Consider the following 21,560-nt stretch of genomic DNA (forward strand, 5'->3'; position numbering starts at 1 on the left):
CCGGCCAAGATGATGTCCCGCCGGGATTAGATTGGAGATCAGTTGCCTGCGTCAAGCTCCGGATAGTGACGGAAGATGCCGTCTTCGCTGAAGGCAAGCCGGCGAGGGGAGGCGAGATAGGCGGCGATCCGGGGGCGCTCGCGAACCGTGACATGCAGATCGGCCAAGGCGGGATAGCGGCCCTGGTATCCCTTCATCGCATTCGGAAATGCGTAGCAAAGGCCTTCGATCACCTGGAACAGTGACAGATCGACATAGGACAGCTCCGAACCAACGATATGCCGTGGGCCGCTGGGGTTCTGCCGCAGCGCGCGCTCGAAATAGCCGAGATATTTCGGGATACGCTCATCGATGAACGCCGTCGAACGCGCCTTCGCTTCTGCCTTCTGATCCTCGTAGTAGAGCCCTGTCGATATTGGATGGTGGGTATCGTGAACCTCGGAGACGAAATCGGTGATCGTCAGCTGAAGCCCGTTCGCGGTGTAGCACAGCTTTTCATCTGCGGGAGCGAGCCCGAGCTTCGGGCCGAGGTAGAAGAGGATGTTGGCGACGTGCGAAACCAGAATGTCGCCATCCTTTAGAAAAGGCGGAGCAAACGCGGTCGTCGAATCCGACCCGTGATCAAGGATTTCCAGCATGGCATCGGTGCCCATGCCCGGCTGCTCATGTCTCACGACGTCGACGTAATCGGCGCCCGCTTCCTCGAGCGCGAGGCGCACGAACTCGCCGCGTCCCTGAATACCGTCCCAATAGTAGAGTTGATAGGCCATCCGCGCCTCCCTGAGGGCGCCTGGTCGCTGGATCGTCGTGCAGACGCGCCTGTTTAGATTATCGGCGATTGGCATCGCCGCCATTCGTTACTTGCGGCCATACCAGCGCGATACGGCTGCGATGCGTTCGAATGCCGATCGGCGCATCGAAATGGCGGCTGGCTTTTCTCGGAAGAAGAAGGCCACGAGATTGTCGACGACGACGACAAGCAGCATGGCGAGCGCCAGATAAGCCGTTGCAGCAAGGACCAGGGTCGGCATTTTATCTTACACCGGAGCGATGAACATGTAGCAACCTGCTACAATGAGGGAAACGAGAATTACGTCGAAGTAGCTGCGGTTCATGACCATTCTCCCAGTTTTGCAGGAGAACCGTCAGAAGGTCACTTTTGTTCCATTGGGAACCGCCGCCACAGCGCTTTTAAATAAGGCCGAAATTGCGCTGAGACTGGAGATCTTGCTGGCATTCATTCAATACGACTGAATTAATGCAGAGATGTGACTGAAATGAAAACAGGGCGCCCTTTAAGCGCCCTTTTAAATCAATAATTTGCAGAGATCACGCCGACTTTCGCGGCGAGGATTTCTTAGGCGCGGCTTTGGTCGCCTTGGCGGCGCTACTCACCTTGATCTCGGGAGCCGCGCGTTTCGTTCTGCTCTTGACTTCCTTGCCATCGGCGGACGCGGCGGACCCTTCGAGCGCGGCGCGCTCTTTCATCGCCTGTTGCCAATGTTCATGATCACGCCCGCTGGGGCGGCCTTCCTCTTCCCAAAGCGCATACGCGCGCTTCTGAACCCACTCTCTTTGAGTTTCCGTCATCGCCGATCTCCACTGCACGGATGCCATCGTTCAAACGCGATACTGATTGAAGAGTTCCAGACGAATCGGATTGTTTCAAGTAATTTCTGACACACTGCAAAAATATATGTGGCGTTGCAGCACGATGCTTAACGAAGGCACGGCATCTGCCCCAAATACGGGCATTCCGTTGCCGTGGCTGGCGCGGTTATACTGTCATCAGACCACGCCGAAGACCGGCCGATAGCGTTCCGTATGTGCCACCCAAGGGCGTGATTGAACAGTCCTGAATTGCCGCTATATCTTGGTGACATGTTTTATCTCATATCGACCTATTGGCCGCATATCCTGTTCGTTATTTCGTTGCTCATGGGGGCTGCCGCGGCAATCCACGCGACCATGACGAAGGAAGAGGTGCGTGCCGCGATCGGCTGGGTCGGCGTCATCGTCCTGTCGCCCATCGTTGGCGCCGTGCTTTATGCCATCGCCGGCATCAACCGCATAAGGCGAGCGTCCTTGAGCCTGCGCCGCGACGCGCTAATGCCGCAGGCCGATCTCGATGAACTGGAGACCTTCGACGCCGAAGCCGAGATGGTCATCAGCGGTTTCGGACGTCGTTTCGCCGCCCTGCAGACGCTCGGCGACCGTGTGGCCCGCAGCCCGATCGCGACCGGCAACACCATCGACATGCTCGAAACCGGCGATGATTGCTACGCCGCGATGAAGGCGTCGATCGATGGTGCCGAGCGAAGCGTTCTGCTCGAAACCTATATTTTCGATCGCGACCCGATCGGCCTCAGGATCGCCGATGCGCTGATCGCGGCGACGAAGCGCGGCGTGCAGGTCCGCGTGCTGATCGACGCCGTTGGCGCCCGCTACTCGGTGCCGAGCATCCTCGGTTACCTTGAGGATGGCGGTGTTTCCGTCTCTGTGTTCAACGGCAATGTCATCATCGGCCTGCGCTTGCCCTATGCGAACCTGAGAACGCACCGAAAGATCGTAATCGTCGACGGCCGGGTGGCGCTCACCGGCGGCATGAACATCCGGGCGGGTTTCACGCGCGAGTTTGCCGGCGAGGACTTCGCGCGCGACACGCATTTTATGGTCACTGGGCCCGTTGTCGCTGACCTGTTCGATATCGCAGCTGAAGACTGGCGTTTCACGACGGGCGAGGAGCTGACCGGCGACGAGTGGCGGATCGCAGCACCTGAGCGGGAGCCGGGTGATCCCGTCTTCATGCGCGTGGTTGCTTCCGGACCGGACAGAAGGGTGGAGACGAACCACAAGATGCTGATGGGGGCCTTTTCGGTCGCCCGCACGTCGATCAAGATCATGTCGCCTTATTTCCTGCCGGATCGGGAGCTGATCAGCGCGCTGGCGACGGCGGCGCGCCGGGGCGTCGAGGTCGATATCGTGGTTCCCGCCGCCAACAATCTCGTTCTGGTCGACAGGGCGATGACTGCGCAGTTCGATCAGATCGTCAGCAACTACTGCCGCATCTGGCGCGCCAGCGGCGCGTTCAGCCATTCGAAATTGTTGTCGATCGATGGCGTCTGGTCCTATGTCGGCTCGTCCAATCTCGATCCGCGCTCGCTGCGGCTGAACTTCGAGATCGATCTCGAAGTTTTGAACGAGGGCTTCGCCAACGAGATCGAGGAACATATCGACGAGGCGATCCGCTCCGCAGCGCCGGTCACGCTGCAAGGCTTGCGGTCCGCGCCGTTTCCGGTGCGCCTGCTGAACAAGGTTCTCTGGCTCGGCTCGCCCTATCTCTGAGCGATTTTTGCGTGCTTTAACATGGCAACTTCAAACGGAGCGCCTATACTGAAGCCAGGGAACCCATTCGCTTCATGGAGCACCGGAAAACAGCGATGCATGCCAGGAACAACAATCTGCCAGCAAGCATTCTTGCTTCCATCCGAAACCACAGGAAGCGCGTCGAACTGGCTCATGCCAGTCCAATGTCACGCCCGGAAGGCACGCTGATCGCGTCCTACAATGTGCATAAATGCGTCGGCAACGACAGACGCTTCGACCCTGATCGCACCAGCCGCGTCATCCATGAAATCGACGCCGACGTCATCGCCCTTCAGGAGGCGGACACGCGTTTCGGCGAACGGACGGGCATTCTCGATCTGCCGCGCCTGGAAAGGGAAAGCGGGTTGGTGCCCGTGCCGATCAGCGGCGTGAACAAGGCGCATGGCTGGCACGGCAATGTGGTGCTCTTCAAGAAGGGGCTGGTCCGAGACGTTCACCAGATCAAGCTTCCCGGCCTGGAGCCGCGCGGCGCGCTCGTCGCGGAACTCGATCTCGAGCGGGGTGGCGCGCTGCGGATCATCGCCGCGCATTTCGGCCTTTTGAGGCATTCGAGGGCACAGCAGGCGAAAGTGCTGCTCGAATTGATGGCTGATAAGTCCGATATGCCGACCATCTTGCTGGGCGACCTGAATGAATGGCGCCTGGGCGACCGCTCGTCGCTTCACTCGTTTCAGTCGATCTTCGGTCCGCAGCCGCTCGCCGTGCCGAGCTTTCCCGCGCGTTTGCCGGTGCTTGCGCTCGATCGCATCATGGCAAACCGCAAGGGCGTGCTGACCACGGTCGAGGCTCACGATACGCCATTGTCGCGCGTCGCCTCCGATCATCTACCGATCAAGGCCTTCGTCAATCTGCAGGAAAACGCCAAGTCCGCTTGATAACGGGCGGCGCCGCAACCGCGGCCGGTTTACCATAGGCGCCTCGCGCACCTTGACACAGCCTCCAGTCATGAGAGGGTCTGCGCGGATCGGCACAGGGCCGGCACGGAGAGGTCTGGGAATGCGAAGCGCACGCCATCATGGAGATGCGGCCGGCCGGTCGGTAGCGGCTGCACTGCGTATTGCTGCGGCCGCTACCCTGTTTTCGCTCTGTCTTGCAGTTCCCTCGCTTGCAGCCGACGAACCCGTACAGACGGAGGCGTCGAGAGCGCAGGTCGCGAAGCTCCTGGACAAGATGGGCGAGCATTACGCCAAGGCCAGTACGCTTTCCGAACGTCGCGATGCTTTCGAACAGTTGATGCAAAAGACACCGGGCCCGTCACGGGTGCAGATCAAGGAAGTCGACGCAGGTGGCGTCGGCGCCGAATTGATATGGCCGGCGCGGCTTCATTATTCGCTCGGTAAGCGCGCCATCCTCTATGTCCATGGCGGCGGCTTCTACAGCGGTTCACTGGATACGCATCGCGCGTCGGCCGCGTCCTTTGCAAAGGCGGCATCGGCGGATGTGCTGCTGATCGATTATCGGCTGGCGCCGGAATATCCCTATCCCTCGCAGATCGACGACACGTTGACCGCTTATCTCTGGCTGCTCGATTCCGGATATGAGAGCAGCAACATCGTCATGCTCGGCGATTCCGTCGGGGGCAACCTCGCGATCGAGGCGGTGCTGCGGCAGATCAAGCTGCGCGGGCCGCCACCTGCTGCCGTCATCACCATCAGCGCCGTCACCGACCTTGCAGCCACAGGCGCATCGATCAAGACGAACGCCGCCAACGATCCGTTCGGCAATGCATTGCAGATCGAGACGGCGCGCAAGGCCTATCTCGGAGATCGCTCGCCCACGGACCCGCGCGTATCGCCGCTCTATGCCGACATGAAGGGCTTTCCGCCGCTCTTGATGCAGGTCGGTTCCAAGGAGATTTCGCTCGACGACACGTTGCGTCTTGCCGACAAGGCCAAGGAGGCCGGTGTCGATGTGACGACGGAGGTGCTGCCGGGAATGATCCACCAATGGCAGCTGTTTCCGTTCTGGCTCGACGATGCCCGCAAATCCAACCAGCGTGCCGCCGAATTCGCGCTACAGCATTTCGCCGACAAACCGCGTCAGTAGACGCGGCAAGCGTTTCGATCGGCGCATTTCTCGCCCCGGCCACCACAAGGCACGTTCGCGCCTCATGGCTGAGCCGGCCGCTGGCGCTCCTCAGGCGGACCTGAAGAGCTTCCAGCGGGTCGGCCGAAACGCAATGCCGCTGTGGTCAATGGCCCCTGCCGCCGCCGGCGGCAGTTCAAGCTCGATCGGCGGATGGCCTTGCCCGATGTCGATCTCCACGTGACGCGTGCCGGCAACGCGGCGGCTGCTGGTCACGATACCGGCGATGCCTTCGGCGCCATTGCGAATTTCGATATCGTGCGGACGGAAGTAGAGGCTCGCCTCACCGTCAGCCTCGCCCTCGGCGCGGATGCCGAGCGAGCGCCCGTCGAACCAGATGTCGCCGCTGGAAATCTTGACCTTCAGACAGTTGGATTGGCCGACGAAGCCGAAGACGAAGGGCGAATTCGGGTGATCGTAGACATCGTCGGGCGTGCCGACCTGCTCGATCGCGCCCTGGCTCATCACCACGACGCGGTCTGCTAGCTCCATCGCCTCGTCCTGATCGTGGGTGACGAAGATGGTCGTGTGCCCCGTCCGGTCGTGGATCTCGCGCAGCCACTTGCGAAGATCCTTGCGGACCTGCGCGTCGAGCGCGCCGAACGGCTCGTCGAGCAGAAGCACGTTCGGCTCCACCGCCATGGCGCGCGCCAGCGCCACGCGCTGCCGCTGGCCGCCGGAGAGCTGCGCGGGGTAGCGCTTTTCGAGGCCGGGGAGCTGGACGAGATCAAGCAGTTCCAGCGCTCTGCGGCGTATTTCGTCCTTCGGAGGACGGCGCGAGGAATGACGGACCTTGAGCCCGAAGGCGACATTGTCGAGCACCGTCATGTGGCGGAACAGCGCGTAATGCTGAAACACGAAACCGATATTGCGCTCCTGAACGCTCTTGCGAGACGCGTCTTCGTCGCCGAAGTAGATCAGGCCGTCAGTCGGGCTTTCGAGCCCGGCGATCAGGCGCAAGAGCGTCGTCTTGCCGGAGCCCGACGGACCAAGCAGCGCGATCAGTTCGCCGGAGCGGATATCGAGCGACACGTCATGCAGAGCCGGAAACCGATCGAATTCCTTGCGTAGGTTTTGAACACGAACTTCCATTCTAATTCCTCAGTGCCGCCGGCTCGCGGCGATTTCATCGCTGTATCGCATTTCCAGCAAGGTCTTCAAAACAAGGGTGACGAGCGCGAGCAGCGCCAGCAGGGTGGCAACGGCGAAAGCCCCGGTGAAATTATACTCGTTGTAGAGGATTTCCACCTGCAGCGGCATCGTGTTGGTCTGGCCGCGAATATGGCCGGACACGACCGAGACGGCGCCGAACTCGCCCATTGCGCGGGCGTTGCAGAGAAGCACGCCGTAAAGCAGGCCCCATTTGATGTTAGGCAAGGTCACGTGCCAGAAGGTCTGCCAGCCGCTGGCGCCAAGCGAGATCGCGGCCTCTTCGTCGCCGGTTCCCTGTTCCTGCATGAGCGGGATGAGCTCGCGGGCGACGAAGGGAAAGGTGACGAACATGGTTGCCAGGATCAATCCCGGAACCGCGAAGAGGATCTTGATACTGTGGGCGCTCAGCCATTGGCCGAGATAGGTGTTGGCGCCGAGCAGCAGAACGAAGACCAGACCCGATATGACCGGCGAGACCGAGAAGGGCAGGTCGATCAGCGTTGTCAGGAAGGCCTTGCCCTTGAACTCGAACTTGGCGATCGCCCAGGCGGCAGCCACGCCGAACACGACGTTCAACGGCACGCTGATGCCCGCGACGATCAGGGTCAGCCGGATCGCCGAAAAGGTTTCCGCATCCTGCAAGGCCGTGAAGAAGGCTGTCGGCCCTTTTCGGAATGCTTCGACGAACACGGCTGTGAGCGGCAGGATCAGGATCAGTGTCAGGAACACCAGCGAGGCGACGATCAGCGTCCGCCGCGCCCATCGGTGCTCGGTGACGACGGAGCGGACTTTCGTGACGGGCGAAGCGTGCGTCTCATGCGCCATTGCCATACCTCCGTCTGCTCCAGCTCTGGATAAGGTTGATGACGAGAAGCATGGCGAAGGACAGCACCAGCATGACGGCGGCGATACCGGTGGCGGCCGCGTAGTTATACTCTTCGAGCTTGATGACGATCAGCAGCGGGGCGATCTCCGATTTGAACGGCAGGTTGCCGGCGATGAAGATGACCGATCCGTACTCGCCGACGCCTCGTGCAAAGGCCAGCGCGAAACCCGTGAGAACCGCAGGCGCCAGGCCAGGCAAAAGAACGCGGGTGATCGTCTGCAGACGGTTTGCGCCGAGCGTGGCGGCGGCCTCCTCGACCTCCTTGTCGATCTCCTCCATGACTGGCTGCACTGTGCGCACGACAAAAGGCAGGCCGACGAAGACCAGCGCCACGACGATGCCAACAGGCGTGAAGGCGATCTTGATGCCGAGCGGCGTCAGGAACTGGCCAAGCCAACCGTTGGGCGCATAGAGCGTCGCAAGCGCAATGCCGGCGACGGCGGTCGGCAGCGCGAAGGGCAGGTCGACCATGGCGTCGATGATGCGTTTGCCGGGAAAGCGGTAGCGCACCAGCACCCAGGCAAGCACGATGCCGAAGACGACGTTGACGCAGGCAGCCGCGAAGGCGGTGCCGAAGCTGATCCGCAGCGCGTTCACCGTGCGGGCATCAATCGCGATCGACCAGAATTTCTCCCAGCCAAGTTCGCTCGAACGCCATGCGAGGCCCGAGAGGGGGATGAGGATAAGAAGGGTGAGCCAGATCAAGGTAAAGCCGAGTGCCATTCCAAATCCTGGAATGACACTCGGCCGCCTGAACCGCCACCGCGTGGGGCTATGTGCTCTCATGCGATGTATTATTGTGCCGGCTTGTAGATTTGGTCAAACACGCCGCCATCTCCGAAGAACTTCGGCTGCGCTTCCTTCCAGCCGCCGAAATCGTCGATCGTTGCAAGCGTCAGCTTCGGGAAGCGGGCGATATCGGCAGGGTCGGCTGCTTCGGGCTTGATCGGGCGGTAATAGTGCTTGGCCGCGATCTTCTGGCCCTCGTCGGAATAGAGGTAGTTCAGATAGGCCTCGGCGACCTTGCGCGTGCCCTTCTTGTCGACATTGCCGTCGACCACGGCGACCGGCGGGTCGGCGCGGATCGAGAAGCTCGGCGTTACGATCTCGAACTGATCGGGGCCGAGTTCTTCGAGCGAGAGATAGGCTTCGTTTTCCCAGGCAAGAAGCACGTCACCCAGTCCGCGCTGGACGAAGGTGGTGGTCGCGCCACGTGCGCCGGTGTCGAGAACGGGAACGTGCTGCAGCAGGCTCGTCACATAGGCCTGCGCCTTCGCCTCATCGCCGCCGTTTGCCTGCTTGGCCCAAGCCCAGGCAGCCAGGAAGTTCCAGCGCGCACCGCCCGAGGTCTTCGGGTTCGGCGTGATCACCTGGACGTCGTCCTTCACGAGGTCGGCCCAGTCCTTGATGCCCTTGGGATTGCCCTTGCGGACCAGGAACACGATGGTGGAAGTGTAGGGCGTCGAGTTGTTGGGAAGCTTGCTCTTCCAGTCCGCCGGGATCTTGCCGGTCTTCTGGGCGATCGCGTCGATGTCGCCTTCGAGAGCGAGCGTCACAACATCGGCGTCGAGACCGTCGATGACCGAGCGCGCCTGGGCGCCGGAACCGCCATGCGAAGCCTGGACCGTTACCGTCTCGCCGGTGTCCTTCTGCCACTTCTGTGCGAAGGCGGCGTTGAAATCCTTATAGAGTTCCCGTGTCGGATCGTAGGATACGTTGAGAAGCGTCTGATCGGCAAAAGCTGGTGCGACAGTGCCGATGGCGAAACTGCCTGCCAAAACCGCGGCTGCGAGAAGCCGGGTAATCCGTTGTGCGTGCATGGGGAACCTCCTTCGTTTGTGATCCAAACTCTACCAAGTTGGTCGTATAATGAAACGAAGATTGTTTCTGTTCCATGCGGCGGTTCCGGAATGGCGTGCCATTTCGTGTGCTGTTTTGAAATGATTGTGCTGTCGAACCTGAGCGACAGGTGGCTGCGATTTGACTCGCGCACTTTAGGAATGGCCGCGTTTTTAGAACAACCTGCGAGCAGACGCGGGCATTCCATCGCGCCATGAGCAAAAGCCTCGGCGACAGAATTGAAATCCGCCGTGTTCGGCGATTATAGTCCGCCGACGCCGCGCTCGACTCGCGCGGGGAGACAAGGGAAGGAACATGCAATGACCAAAGTCCGCGCACTGGTGCTGGAACGCCAGCATGAGCTCGCTATCCGCGAAATCGATCTGCCTATGGAAACCGGGCCGGGCGAGGTCAAGATCAAGATACACACGGTCGGCGTCTGCGGCTCCGACGTTCACTATTACACGCACGGCAAGATCGGCCCCTTCGTCGTCAACGAGCCGATGGTGCTCGGGCACGAGGCGGCTGGTACCGTCGTCGAGGTTGGCGCCGGCGTCACACATCTGAAGGTCGGCGATCGTGTCTGCATGGAGCCGGGCATTCCCGATCCGAATTCCAAGGCAAGCCGGCTCGGCATGTACAATGTCGATCCCGCCGTTTCCTTCTGGGCGACACCGCCAGTTCACGGCGTGCTCACGCCCGAAGTCGTTCATCCCGCCAACTACACGTTCAAGCTGCCTGATAATGTAAGCTTTGCCGAAGGCGCCATGGTTGAGCCCTTCGCCGTCGGCATGCAGGCGGCCACCAAGGCGAAGATCGCGCCAGGTGATACCGCCGTCGTGCTTGGCGCCGGTCCTATCGGCACCATGGTCGCCATCGCCGCACTCGCCGGCGGTTGTGCCCGCGCGATCGTTGCCGATCTCGCGCAGCCAAAGCTCGATATCGCCGCTCAATATCAGGGCGTGATCCCGGTCAATATCCGCGAAACAAACCTTGTCGAGGAAGTCTCGCGGCTGACGGACGGATGGGGTGCCGATGTGATCTTCGAATGCTCCGGTTCACCGAAGGCCTGGGAAACGATCATGGATCTGGCGCGTCCCGGCGGCGTCATCGTTGCTGTCGGCCTGCCGGTCAACCCGATCGGCTTCGACGTCTCGACTGCCTCGACCAAGGAAATCCGCATCGAAACGGTGTTCCGCTACGCGCATCAGTATGAGCGGTCGATTGCGCTGCTCGGTTCCGGTCGCGTCGACCTGAAGCCTCTGATTTCCGAGACCTTCGGCTTCGAAGAATCGGTCAAGGCTTTTGACCGCGCGGTCGAAGCGCGCCCGAGCGACGTGAAGCTCCAGATCGTGATGGACTAGGTGCCTGTCGGCTAGCTCGCGCTAGCCGACACTTTTCTGAAAGCTCTTCTGAAGACAAGGGCCGCGCCCGCCACGATGGCCGCGGCCCCGAGCCCGACGAAGAGGTGATGGTGCAGCGGAAGACGACCGAGGATCTGTTCGATGCCGTGCCCGAAGAGATAGCCGAGCGCCGTAAACAGCTGTCCCCATACAAGCGCCGCGATCGCATTCAACATCACGAACTTTCCGGTCGAGATTCGCGTCGTGCCGATCACGATCGGACTGATCGTCCTTAAGCCGACGAGAAAGCGGAATGCAAGGATGAAGCCTGTCGGATAGCGCTCAAGAAGCGACGTCACCTGCGCCAGCGTCGGCGTTTCCATCAACCGGCGAACGACATGCCAGCGTGATGCATAGCGACCGGCGAAGAACCACATCTGGTCTCCGGCGAAGGAGCCCGCCGACGCCATCAGCGAGGCCGACCAGTAGGTGAGCAGCCCGCGATGGGAGATGATGCCGCCGAGGAAGGCCGCGGTCTCTCCCTCGAATGCGGTGCCCAGGAAGATCGCGACAATCCCATAGTGTTCGATAAGATGTTCTATGGACACGATTGATCCCTCAGCGTTTTGGCCTGTCGCCGTGCAGGCTACACGCTCTTCAGGTCGCCAAGCAATGTTGGGATCAATTCGGACACTGTCGGATGGATCGGCACGGCCCATTTCAGCTCGGGATAGGTTGTCCCGGCGTTCATCGCGTCGATGAAGCCATGGATCGCCTCGTCGCCCTCTATGCCGAGGATAGCGGCGCCGAGGATCTGCTTGGTTTGCGCGTCGGCGATCACCTTCATGAAGCCCTTCGTCTCGCCCCGCTCCTTGGCGCGGCCGACTTTGGCCATCGGCCGGGTGGAGATCATGATCTCGCGGCCCGATGCACGCGCCTGTCTTTCCGACATGCCGACGCGGCCGAGCGGCGGGTCGATATAAAGCGCATAGGCGAGGATGCGGTCGCTGAGCTTGCGATCCTCGCCGTCGAGCAGGTTGGCGGCCGCGATCTCGAAGTCGTTGTAGGACGTATGGGTAAAGGCGCCGTGGCCGTTGCAGTCGCCAAGCGCCCATATGCCCTCGACGTTGGTCGCGAGCTTGTCGTCAACGGTGATGTAGCCACGCTTGTCGGTGGCCACACCAGCACGATCGAGGCCGAGATCGTCGGTATTGGGCACGCGGCCGGTTGCGATAAGGACGTGGCTCGCTTTGATCTCGGCGATGCCATCGGCGACCGTGACCTCTATCCCATCCGCTCCGTTCTTGAACGCGATGCGGTCCGCGCCGGTGCGGACCGTAATTCCCTCGGCGCGCAGAATATCGGCGATCGCGTCCGAAATATCCTCATCCTCCCGTGAGGCGAGCTTGGGGCCACGTTCCACGACCGTTACCTCCGCACCGAAACGCCGATACATCTGGGCGAACTCAAGGCCGATATAGCTTCCGCCAATGACCACCAGATGCCGGGGCAGCGTGTCCAGCGCGATGATCGATGTGCTTGTCAAGTAATCGATGTCGTCGATACCCGGCATGTCGGGAATGGCCGGTCGCGCGCCGACGTTGAGGTAGATGCGTGGCGCGGTGAGCAGCTCGCCGTTGACACTGATCGTCCGTTCGCTTTCGAAGCGCGCATGGCCGTAGATCACGGTCACGCCGTCCATGCCCGCGAACCAGCTGATCAGGCCGTTGCGGGCGTCCATGGTCACTGTCTCGGCTCGCTTGCGCACGATCGTCATGTCGATCCCGATCGCGCCCGGGATTGTCACGCCGTAGCTGACGGCGTTGCGGGCCACATAGGCGGCGCGGGCGCTGGCGACGAGGGTCTTGGTTGGCATGCAGCCGGCGTTGACGCATGTGCCGCCGAGATATTTGCGCTCGATCAGCGCGACCTTCATGCCCTTCTCCGCCATCCGGGCGGCGAGGAAGGGGCCAGATTGGCCGGCGCCGACAACGATGGCGTCGAAACTACGCATCAGACCGACGCCACGATCAGGATCGCGCCGACAATGGCGACCGCGTCCTCGAGAATGGCGGCCGGCGGATCTCGATGAAACACGCTCGCCAGCTTAGCGCGTGCCGCAGCGCCGCCGAGTGTGCCCGCAGCCGCGCCGAGAATGCCGGCGATGAGGCCGCCGATCAGCGAACCGCTGGCGGCGCCGATCGTGGCGCCTGACAGCGCGCCCATGATCAGTCGCGCACCGAACTGCATCGGCACTTTTCTTGAAGGCGTGGATGGCAATTGATCCGTCACCAGTTCGACCAGCGCCAGCAGCGTGAAAATCCACGGGGTCCAGCGATAGCCCATGAAGGCGAACGGCGTCTGAGTCACATCGAACCAGCCGAGCGCCGCTCCCCAGGCAACGGCTGCCGGCGCTGTTAGCGCGCGCAACCCGGCGATGATACCAATCAGAAATGCGAAAAACAGAAGCATGCGCAATCCCCCATCGCAACGCAGGCCATCCCCGCGACGAGTGAAAGCTGGCACATTGTCGGGTCCGTTGCAATTTGGCGGCGAAGAAATTCGGTCAGTTCGAGAACGCCGCTATTCCCGTTATGGCGCGGCCGAGGATCAGCGCGTGAATGTCGTGCGTTCCCTCATAGGTGTTGACCACTTCGAGGTTGACGAGATGGCGGGCGACGCCGAACTCATCGGATATGCCGTTGCCGCCAAGCATGTCGCGCGCCATTCGGGCGATATCGAGCGCCTTGCCGCAGGAATTGCGCTTGAGGATGGAGGTGAGCTCGACCGGCGGGTGGCCGTCTTCCTTCATGCGGCCGAGGCGCAGGCAGCCCTGCAGCCCGAGCGTGATTTCGGTCGCCATGTCGGCGAGCTTCCTCTGGATCAACTGATTGGCGGCGAGCGGCCGGTCGAACTGCTTTCGGTCGAGCGTGTATTGCCGCGCCCGCGCATAGCAATCCTCGGCGGCGCCGAGCGCGCCCCATGCGATTCCGAAACGGGCCGAGTTGAGGCAGGTGAAAGGGCCCTTGAGGCCGGAGACGTTAAGCAACAGGTTCTCTTCCGGCACGAAGACGCTATCCATCACCACTTCGCCTGTGATCGAGGCGCGCAAGCCGATCTTGCCGTGAATGGCGGGCGCCGTCAGGCCATTCCATCCCTTTTCAAGGATGAAGCCCCGGATCACGCCATCCTCGGTCTTCGCCCAGACCACGAAGACATCGGCGATCGGCGCATTCGATATCCACGTCTTGGCACCGGAAAGACTGTAGCCGCCATCGACCTTTTTTGCACGCGTCGCCATCGATCCCGGATCGGAGCCATGGTTCGGCTCGGTAAGGCCGAAGCAGCCGATCCATTCGCCAGTGGCGAGTTTCGGCAGATATTTCTGCTTTTGCGCTTCCGACCCGAAGGCATCGATCGGCACCATCACCAGCGAGGACTGGACGCTCATCATGGAGCGATAGCCGCTGTCGACTCGCTCGACCTCGCGGGCGATCAAGCCGTAGGCTACGTATCCGAGGCCCGCGCCGCCATATTCGGGCGATATCGTCGGGCCGAGGAGGCCGAGTTCACCCATTTCGCGAAAGATGCTTGGATCGGTCTTCTCATGGCGGAAGGCTTCGAGTACGCGCGGCGCAAGCTTTTCCTGCGCGTAGGAGTGCGCGGTGTCGAGCACCATGCGCTCCTCGTCCGTCAACTGCTCGACAAGCCGGAACGGATCGGACCAGTCGAAACTCTCGCGGGTGTACTGCATGGTTCATCCTCCTCGATCCATCGGCGTGTCGCGGGCCCTATTGGGATACTGCCGGGGCGAGGGAGCGTCAACACGCCGCCGCCTCTGTCGCTCTCGACTGCGCGCGATCATGACATAGCTATTCCTCAATGGGCCCGAATGGGAATGTCTGACGATGGGAGCAAGACATGACAAAAATCGCGTTTATCGGCCTCGGCAATATGGGCGGGCCGATGGCGGCAAATCTGGTCAAGGCTGGCCACGCGGTCAGCGGCTTTGATCTGGTGCCGGCGTTGCTTGAGGCTGCCGTGGCAACGGGGGTGCAGCCGGCGAGCGACATCTCCCAAGCTGTGAGCGGTGCGGACGTTGTCGTGACCATGCTTCCTCAAGGCAGGCATGTCCTGACAGCGTGGACGGATATTATTGGCGCCATTCCCTCGGGAACGCTTGTCATTGATTGCTCGACGATCGACGTCGCCAGCGCGCGCAAGGCGCATGAGATGGCGAAGGCCGCCGATTGCCCGTCGCTCGATGCACCGGTCTCCGGCGGAACGAGCGGGGCAGCGGCCGGGACGCTGACCTTCATGGCGGGAGGAACGCCGGAGAGCTTCGACAGGGCCAAACCCATACTCGAGGCAATGGGCCGGAAGATCGTGCATTGCGGAGAGGCCGGCGCGGGGCAGGCGGCGAAGATCTGCAACAACATGATCCTCGGCATATCGATGATCGGCGTCTGCGAGGCGTTCGCGCTGGGCGAGAAGCTTGGCCTCTCGAACCAAGCCTTGTTCGATGTCGCCTCGACGTCATCCGGCCAATGCTGGTCGATCAACACCTACTGCCCGGTTCCCGGCCCGGTGCCGACATCGCCGGCCAACAACGAATACAAACCGGGCTTCGCAGCCGCCTTGATGCTCAAGGACCTCCGCCTCTCGCAGGAGGCGGCGCTCGCAACAGGCGCCTCGACGCCGCTCGGCGCCGAAGCCGCGCAATTGTTCGCGCTCTTCGAAAAGCAGGGCAATGGCGGCCGCGATTTCTCGGCGATCATCGAGATGTTGCGCGGCTGACGCCTTTCTTACGGCAGGCGCAGGTTCGTGCCGCCGACCCAGGCGGTCGCGATATTGGGTTTCGAGGCGGTGTTGATGATCTTCTGCAGGATCTGCTCGCCGCTATCGAATTCGTCGAACAGGCGCACCGAGCCCTTCGGCGCCTTGGTGTCGATGACGATCGCATCGAAGAAATAGCCTGGCTTGAACTGGCCGATCGGCAGATCGAGCGCCACGCCTCCGCCTGCCGTCGCGATATAGAAGGCATCGCGAAAATCGATCTGTGCCGGTCCGTAGCTGGCACGCGCTTCGGCATCGCGCTTGGGATCGACACCGCTCTCAAGGGCGCGCGACATAAGGATCGCGCCGCGGCAGTTCTCGAGCATCGAGGCGCTCGGTCCGCCGGAGATATCCGTGCCGAGACCGATGTGCATGCCCTTGTCGAGGGCAGCCTTGAGCGGGAAGACGGCGTTGGCGAAATAGACGTTGGAGAGCGGGCAGTGGGCGACAGCAGCTTCGCGCTCCCGCACCTTGTCCATGTCACCATCCGTCAGGAAGTTGGCGTGTGCCAGAACCGTGCGGCGGCCGAGCAGGCCGAAGCGATCGAGCGCCTCGGTATCGGTCACGCCGTAGCGGGACAACACATAGCCATGCGCCCAGTCGCTCTCCGAACAGTGGGTCTGCACGTGGCAACCGCATTCCTTGGCCAGAGCACCCAGCCCCTCAAGCGTCGCGTCGGTGCAGGATGGCACGAAGCGTGGCGTGATGACAGGAAGTACTTTCTTTTCAACGTTATCAGGATGATTGGTGATGTAATCAATCAGTGCGCGCGTGCCTTCAATGGCTTCGTCCGGCGAGGCATCACGGTAGTAATCCGGGCACTCGTCGGCGTTGTCCATCGCCACTTTGCCGATCAGCGCGCGCTGGCCCTTCTCCAGACATATGTCCGCAAGCGATCGCGTCGCATCCTGGTGCACGGTGGCGAAATAGAGCGCCGTGGTCGTGCCGTTTGCGAGCAGGTCGTCGACAAGCAGGCCGTAGCTGCGCTTTGCGAAGGCAAGATCTTCGTAGCGGGCTTCCAGTGGGAAGGTATATTTCTGCAGCCATACCTCGAGCGGCACATCGAGCGCGCTGCCAAGCTGGGGATATTGCGGCGCATGGACGTGAAGATCGACGAAACCCGGAAGGAGATAAGAGCCTACAGGCAACGTGACCAACTCGCCGCCTTCCTCGCGGGCCTCGCGAATGGTCCGGTAGTTCGGATCGCTCGGGCGATGCATGGCGGCAATCGCACCATCCGCGCCTATATCGATCAGCACTTCGTCCAAAATATCGATCTTTCCGCGCTCCGGAGCGTGAAATCCGGAGGCGCAGAGCGTTTTATTCCGCAAGTCCAATGCTGTATTCCAATTCAATCAATGCGTCAGTACCCGCGCACACATATGCGCGAATTTAAATCTATAGCGAATAGTCAGCGCGTCCATCGCCGGAGCCTTGCGTTTTTACGGTGGCTGCCCTGCAATGATGGGACGCTCGCAATGCGAGCGAAAATCGCCCGCCCTTAGGCGGCCATGGCCGTCGTGCCGTAGGTGATGCCCTTTTCCTTCAGCCAGCGGCGATAGGCGATCGAGCTCGCGTCGGCGCGGGTCGGAATTTCCGCGCGCGGTTCCATGGGCAGAAGCAGCGGGCGCTGGTTTTCCAGAATGATGCGGTCCTGCAGGAAAATCAGCTGTTGGAAGTGGACGAGCTCCGTTGTCGTCGAGACGTCGTCGATCAGGAACATCACGGGATGCGCAATGCAGCGGTTGGGATCGAGCGGCTGGACGAAGAGGCAGATGACATCCCAGCGATTGGCCGAATTCGGACAGGTCTTGTAAAGAAGCGTCGTGAACGGCGTCATCACTCGGTAAATATAGTCGGTCATGATCCCGTCGGTCGCCGATAGCGCCGCCTGGGGCTGGAAGAACTGGCAATTGGTGGCCCAGACCTCATCGACATCGCGACGGATTTCAGCGTTGTAGTGCATCACCTCTGTATGCGGCTCAGCGCCCAGAATGTCCGTGTGGACGAACGGAAAGTGCGCCATGTCGAGAAAATTCTCGACGATCCGCAACCCCGACGACCGCACCATGACCGAACCGCAATTGACGACGCGGCGGTCCTCTTCGTCTGCTTCGGGAAGTGCGAAAAGCCCGCCGGCTGGCTCCCCAAGCGTGGTCCAGACCAGGCCGAAGCGGTTGATGATCGGCAGCGGTTGATCGCTGTCATCGGCCATGACCACAAGCGCGCCATCCACGGCGCGATCGATCGTCAACGCTGTTCCCAATAGGCGGGTGTTCGTGCGGCCGAAGGCGATCTCTTTTTCTGTGCCAAGCGGATACCACTGATCGAGGGCCGCTTTGTCGGAACATCTCATGACGCGCTCGCTTTCATTACTCATGGATCGAATTCTTTGCAGTTCGGTGGCCTGTCGGCAATCTTGCGCTGGCAAGTCGCCGACCAAAGTCATCTGACGTCTCGATAATAAGGCAGGCCGATGGCGGCGGGTGCCGCCATGATGCGGCGCATGCGCTGCCAGGCAAGAACCGGCACGATGATAAAGGCCATGGTGCCGAGATAAGGCAGCATGGACAGAAATGCAGGTGCAACCGGCCAGCCGCGCGCCTGGCCAACGAAGCCGAGCGCTGTGATGAAGCCGAAGAGCAGACCGGATAGAACCGCTGGAATGGGGCGGTATCCCGCAAAGATCACCAGCGCCACGGCGATCCAGCCGCGCCCGGCGACCACGCCGTCCGACCAGGACGGCACGAAGGTGAGCGTGAGATAGGCGCCTGCGCCGGCTGCGAGCGCGGAGCCTGCCGTCACGTAGGCGAAGCGGATGAGATTGACGGGGATACCGGCCGCGTCGGCTGCCGCCGGGTTTTCGCCGACGGCGCGCAAGTTCAGGCCGTGGCGGGTGCGGAACATCAGATAGCTCAGCCCAACCGGCAGGATGATGAAGATCAGGTAGACCAGAATGTTCTGCGAGAAGAAGGCCGGTCCGAGGACCGGTATCTTGCTCAACAGCGGCACTTCGATCGGTGCAAAGGTCGCGCGCGCCGGCATTCCGGAATAGGCGCGGCCGACGGTCGATGCGATGCCGGTACCCATCAGCGTCAGCGCCAGGCCGCAGAGAACCTGGTTGGCGCGCAGTATGACCGTTGCGAAGGCGAAGACTGCTCCGAACAGGGCGCCGACCGCCAGCGCGCAGATGAAGCCAATTGCCGGGGAGGGGATCGAGGCAACGGTTGCGATCGCCGTCAATGCGCCGAGCGCCATCAAACCCTCGACGCCGAGATTGACGACGCCGACACGTTCGGCGAGCACTTCGCCGAGAGCGGCGAGCGACAGTACACCGCCTGCCAGGAAAGCTGTGGTGAAAAGGCCGGTCAAAAGATCCATGTCGTTCTCCTTCAGGCCTTGTCGCGGGCGATGCGGTAATGGGCGAGTTCGTCGCCGATAGCAGTGAGAAAGAGGATAAGGCCGGTGATCGCCAACACGGTGGAGGTGGTGAGCCCCTGCGTTTGCAGAATGATGCCGGAGTTCAGGATGAACGCCATCAGCGCGGCGGAAAAGATCACGCCGACGGCCGAACTGCGCGCGAGAACCGCGACCATGATGCCGAGATAGCCGTAATTGTTGGAAATCCCGCCTTGCAGCCGGTGAACGGTGCCGGCGATCTCGAGCATGCCGGCGAGCCCGGCAATGGCGCCCGATAGAAGCATGACGGTGATCAGATGCCTGCGGACCGGCATGCCGGCATATTTCGCCGCCGCTGGATTGGAGCCCACGAGGCGAACCTCATAGCCCCAGCGGGAATAGGCAAGCAGACCGGCGACCAGAAGCGCGATGAGGATCGCGATCGGCAGGCCACAATGGATCGAGCCCCATAGTTCCGGGATTTCGGCGGAAAGCCGCGGCGTCGCCGAATTCGCCATGCGGTCGCGCCAGGCGTTGGTCGAGACGTAATAGACGAGCAGGATGGCCACAAAATTCAGAAGCAGCGTGGTGATCAGCTCATTGACGTTGGCATAGGCGCGCGCAAGCGTCGGGACGAGTATCCAGATGGCACCGCCGAAAATGCCGGCGATGAACATGAGCACAAGGATCAATGTCGGCGGTCCGGGAACGAAGAGGCCGACGGCCGCTGACGCGAAGGCGCCTGCGTAGAATTGCCCCTCCGCGCCGATATTCCAGGCACCGATCTGCTGCGCGACGGCCACCGAAAGGCCCGTGAGGATGAGTGGCGTGACGAGGACGCCGAGATCTTCCATGCCGAAGCTCGAACCGAAGCTCGCATCGATGACCTGAGCGGCGAGGTCGAGCGGGTTGGCACCCGTCAATGCGAGAATGATGCCGGCAAAGACAAGCGCGAGGATGATGGCAGTGGCGCGCGCCGCGAAGGCGATGCCGGGAGAGGCCGAGGGGAGGCGCTGGAGACGAAAGGCTGTCATATCAAGCGACCTCGCCAACCGGGGCGCGGCCGCCCATCAACAGGCCGATCTCATCCAGATCAGCCTTGTCGTTTTCAACGATACCAACGATCTTGCCTTCATAAAGAACGGCAATTCGATCGGAGAGATTGAGCAGTTCCTCGAGCTCTTCGGAAATCAGGATAATGCCGGCGCCGGCGTCCCTGAGTTCGACGATGTAGCGCAGCATGGTGTTGATCGCGCCGACATCGAGGCCTCGGCTTGGGTAGGCGGCGATCAGCGTTTTTTTGGCGATGCGCATTTCGCGACGGGCGACGAGGCGCTGTTGATTGCCGCCGGACAGGTTGCGGATGGGCATTGCGAAGTCGGGAATGGCGACGTCGGCGGCGGCCGCGATCTCCTTGGCGAGAGCGGTTGCGGCAGCGGGTTTGTAGCTTCCGTGCGAAGAGACCGGCGGCTTTGCATATTCGCGCATCACGGCATTGATGGAGATGCTGAGCGCCGGCGCAAGGCCGCTGTGCAACCGGTCCTCGGGAATGTGCCCGATGCCGTTCTCGGCAAAGGCCGCGGCATCGCTTCTGTCGGCCGGCTGTCCCTCGATCAGAATCCGGCCGCTAGCGACCGGACGCATACCGGTCAGCACCTGGCTGAGTTCGCGTTGGCCGTTGCCGGCAACACCCGCAATACCGACGATCTCGCCGGCGCGGACGCTGATCGATACGTCGTGCAGGGCTTTGTTGCCGTTGTCGTCAAGCGCCGAGACGTTTTCGAGCGCCAGTACCGGTCGATCGGAGATCGGCGCCGCATCGCCGGAGCGTGCACGCATGTCGGCTAGCACGATGTCGCGGCCGACCATCAGCTTGGCCAGCATGCGCGGATTGCACTCGGCCGCGACCTCGGTGGCGATCTTTCTGCCGCCGCGCAGGATCGAGATGCGATCGGAAATTCCCAACACTTCGTCGAGCTTGTGGCTGATGAAGATGACGGCGTTGCCGGCGGCCACGAACTCGCGCAGCGCCTTGAAGAGTTCGCGCGCTTCGACGGGCGTCAAGACGGCGGTCGGTTCGTCGAGGATCAGGACGCGGGCTTGCCGCGCCAGAACACGCAGGATCTCGACACGCTGCTGTTCGCCGGTGGATAGGTCGCTCACGCGCGCGCCGGGGCGGGTCTGCAGGTTGAATTTGGACGCCAGCGCGGCGGTACGCTGTTCGAGCACCTGGGCGGATGCGCGGCGTGGCGTCTCGGCCCAGCCGAGATGAATGTTCTCGGCGACGGTGAATGCCTGAACAAGCTTGAAATGCTGGTGCACCATGCCGATGCCTGATGCAATCGCCTGTGCCGGCGTGCTGAATTCCTGGGCGTAGCCGTCGATGATGATCTCGCCCGCATCCGGCCGGTAGATGCCAGTCAGAATATTCATTAGCGTCGATTTGCCGGCCCCGTTTTCGCCAAGGAGTGCGTGGATTTCGCCAGGCATCACTTCCAGGTCGACATTCTCGTTGGCGATCACGCCGGGAAAATACTTGGCGATACCCTTTAGCTGCACAAGAGGCGGCGTGCCTGCGGCCGGGGTATGGCGGGTGGCGTGTTCAGTCATCAATGGCACCGAGATGGATGGTT

General features: G+C 61.7%; 22 protein-coding genes. 6 read left to right on the forward strand and 16 right to left on the reverse strand.

The features are described 5' to 3' along the window. Nucleotides 1-38: 38 nt before the first annotated feature. Entirely contained in the window at nt 39-770 is a 732-nt protein-coding gene (locus tag D460_RS0124365; protein ID WP_018901216.1) for a glutathione S-transferase, read from the reverse strand. 87 nt (nt 771-857) lie between these two features. Further along, nucleotides 858-1,031, reverse strand: coding sequence for a hypothetical protein (locus D460_RS36515; protein ID WP_018901217.1), 174 nt, complete (start codon nt 1,029-1,031; stop codon nt 858-860). An 82-nt stretch (nt 1,032-1,113) separates the two neighbouring features. On the opposite strand from D460_RS36515, the gene D460_RS36110 reads away from it, so the two are divergent. Further along, complete coding sequence (locus D460_RS36110) at nt 1,114-1,254, forward strand: hypothetical protein (protein WP_018901218.1); 141 nt, start codon at nt 1,114-1,116, stop codon at nt 1,252-1,254. A 75-nt stretch (nt 1,255-1,329) separates the two neighbouring features. On the opposite strand, the gene D460_RS0124380 is transcribed toward D460_RS36110, so the two are convergent. Further along, entirely contained in the window at nt 1,330-1,590 is a 261-nt protein-coding gene (locus tag D460_RS0124380; RefSeq protein WP_018901219.1) for a DUF2934 domain-containing protein, read from the reverse strand. Between the two features lie 291 nt (nt 1,591-1,881). Here D460_RS0124380 and D460_RS0124385 point away from each other — a divergent pair, with 291 nt between their 5' ends. From D460_RS0124385 to D460_RS0124395, 3 genes are all read left to right on the forward strand, one after another. Continuing rightward, nucleotides 1,882-3,345, forward strand: a complete 1,464-nt coding sequence (locus tag D460_RS0124385; protein WP_018901220.1) for a phospholipase D-like domain-containing protein — start codon at nt 1,882-1,884, stop codon at nt 3,343-3,345. A gap of 95 nt (nt 3,346-3,440) precedes the next feature. Further along, complete coding sequence (locus D460_RS0124390) at nt 3,441-4,262, forward strand: endonuclease/exonuclease/phosphatase family protein (RefSeq protein WP_018901221.1); 822 nt, start codon at nt 3,441-3,443, stop codon at nt 4,260-4,262. Nucleotides 4,263-4,383: 121 nt separating this feature from the next. Then, nucleotides 4,384-5,433: an alpha/beta hydrolase gene (locus D460_RS0124395; RefSeq protein ID WP_018901222.1), complete on the forward strand. Its 1,050-nt coding sequence runs from the start codon at nt 4,384-4,386 to the stop codon at nt 5,431-5,433. Between the two features lie 90 nt (nt 5,434-5,523). Here the strand turns inward: D460_RS0124395 and D460_RS0124400 are convergent, their stop codons facing one another. Genes D460_RS0124400 through D460_RS0124415 form a run of 4 tightly spaced genes read right to left on the reverse strand, consistent with a single transcriptional unit; the run spans nt 5,524 to nt 9,330 of the window. After that, on the reverse strand, nt 5,524-6,564 hold the full coding sequence (locus D460_RS0124400; protein ID WP_018901223.1) for a sulfate/molybdate ABC transporter ATP-binding protein: 1,041 nt from the start codon (nt 6,562-6,564) through the stop codon (nt 5,524-5,526). A gap of 9 nt (nt 6,565-6,573) precedes the next feature. Beyond that, on the reverse strand, nt 6,574-7,449 hold the full coding sequence (cysW, locus tag D460_RS0124405; RefSeq protein ID WP_018901224.1) for a sulfate ABC transporter permease subunit CysW: 876 nt from the start codon (nt 7,447-7,449) through the stop codon (nt 6,574-6,576). Continuing rightward, nucleotides 7,439-8,296: a sulfate ABC transporter permease subunit CysT gene (gene cysT, locus D460_RS0124410; RefSeq protein WP_026283490.1), complete on the reverse strand. Its 858-nt coding sequence runs from the start codon at nt 8,294-8,296 to the stop codon at nt 7,439-7,441. The genes cysW and cysT overlap by 11 nt, the downstream gene beginning before the upstream one ends. 8 nt (nt 8,297-8,304) lie before the next feature. Next, nucleotides 8,305-9,330 carry a sulfate ABC transporter substrate-binding protein gene (locus D460_RS0124415; RefSeq protein WP_018901226.1) on the reverse strand — a complete coding sequence of 342 codons (1,026 nt, stop codon included), beginning with the start codon at nt 9,328-9,330 and terminating at the stop codon, nt 8,305-8,307. 339 nt (nt 9,331-9,669) lie between these two features. On the opposite strand from D460_RS0124415, the gene D460_RS0124420 reads away from it, so the two are divergent. Beyond that, nucleotides 9,670-10,713, forward strand: a complete 1,044-nt coding sequence (locus tag D460_RS0124420) for an NAD(P)-dependent alcohol dehydrogenase (protein WP_018901227.1) — start codon at nt 9,670-9,672, stop codon at nt 10,711-10,713. Between the two features lie 11 nt (nt 10,714-10,724). Here the strand turns inward: D460_RS0124420 and D460_RS0124425 are convergent, their stop codons facing one another. From D460_RS0124425 to D460_RS0124440, 4 genes are all read right to left on the reverse strand, one after another. Then, nucleotides 10,725-11,300, reverse strand: coding sequence for a DedA family protein (locus D460_RS0124425; protein ID WP_018901228.1), 576 nt, complete (start codon nt 11,298-11,300; stop codon nt 10,725-10,727). 38 nt (nt 11,301-11,338) lie between these two features. Continuing rightward, nucleotides 11,339-12,706: an FAD-containing oxidoreductase gene (locus tag D460_RS0124430; RefSeq protein ID WP_018901229.1), complete on the reverse strand. Its 1,368-nt coding sequence runs from the start codon at nt 12,704-12,706 to the stop codon at nt 11,339-11,341. Then, a complete protein-coding gene (locus tag D460_RS0124435) occupies nt 12,706-13,164 on the reverse strand; it encodes a membrane protein (protein WP_018901230.1) in 459 nt (152 codons plus the stop codon). The genes D460_RS0124430 and D460_RS0124435 overlap by 1 nt, the downstream gene beginning before the upstream one ends. Nucleotides 13,165-13,258: 94 nt before the next feature. Next, the gene (locus D460_RS0124440) at nt 13,259-14,446 is read right to left on the reverse strand and encodes an acyl-CoA dehydrogenase (RefSeq protein ID WP_018901231.1); all 1,188 of its coding nucleotides are present in this window, start codon (nt 14,444-14,446) and stop codon (nt 13,259-13,261) included. A gap of 167 nt (nt 14,447-14,613) precedes the next feature. On the opposite strand from D460_RS0124440, the gene mmsB reads away from it, so the two are divergent. Beyond that, nucleotides 14,614-15,489, forward strand: coding sequence for a 3-hydroxyisobutyrate dehydrogenase (mmsB, locus tag D460_RS0124445; protein WP_018901232.1), 876 nt, complete (start codon nt 14,614-14,616; stop codon nt 15,487-15,489). Nucleotides 15,490-15,497: 8 nt separating this feature from the next. On the opposite strand, the gene guaD is transcribed toward mmsB, so the two are convergent. From guaD to D460_RS0124470, 5 genes are all read right to left on the reverse strand, one after another. Beyond that, nucleotides 15,498-16,865, reverse strand: coding sequence for a guanine deaminase (gene guaD / locus D460_RS0124450; RefSeq protein WP_026283491.1), 1,368 nt, complete (start codon nt 16,863-16,865; stop codon nt 15,498-15,500). 164 nt (nt 16,866-17,029) lie between these two features. Beyond that, nucleotides 17,030-17,884, reverse strand: a complete 855-nt coding sequence (locus tag D460_RS0124455; RefSeq protein WP_018901234.1) for an aromatic ring-hydroxylating dioxygenase subunit alpha — start codon at nt 17,882-17,884, stop codon at nt 17,030-17,032. Nucleotides 17,885-17,973: 89 nt separating this feature from the next. Beyond that, entirely contained in the window at nt 17,974-18,909 is a 936-nt protein-coding gene (locus tag D460_RS0124460) for an ABC transporter permease (protein ID WP_018901235.1), read from the reverse strand. Nucleotides 18,910-18,920: 11 nt separating this feature from the next. Continuing rightward, complete coding sequence (locus D460_RS0124465; RefSeq protein WP_037112069.1) at nt 18,921-19,961, reverse strand: ABC transporter permease; 1,041 nt, start codon at nt 19,959-19,961, stop codon at nt 18,921-18,923. 1 nt (nt 19,962) lies between these two features. Then, entirely contained in the window at nt 19,963-21,537 is a 1,575-nt protein-coding gene (locus tag D460_RS0124470) for an ABC transporter ATP-binding protein (protein ID WP_026283493.1), read from the reverse strand. Between the last annotated feature and the right edge of the window lie 23 nt (nt 21,538-21,560).

It is taken from the genome of Rhizobium sp. 2MFCol3.1, from assembly GCF_000377565.1.
Taxonomy (GTDB): Bacteria; Pseudomonadota; Alphaproteobacteria; order Rhizobiales; family Rhizobiaceae; genus Rhizobium.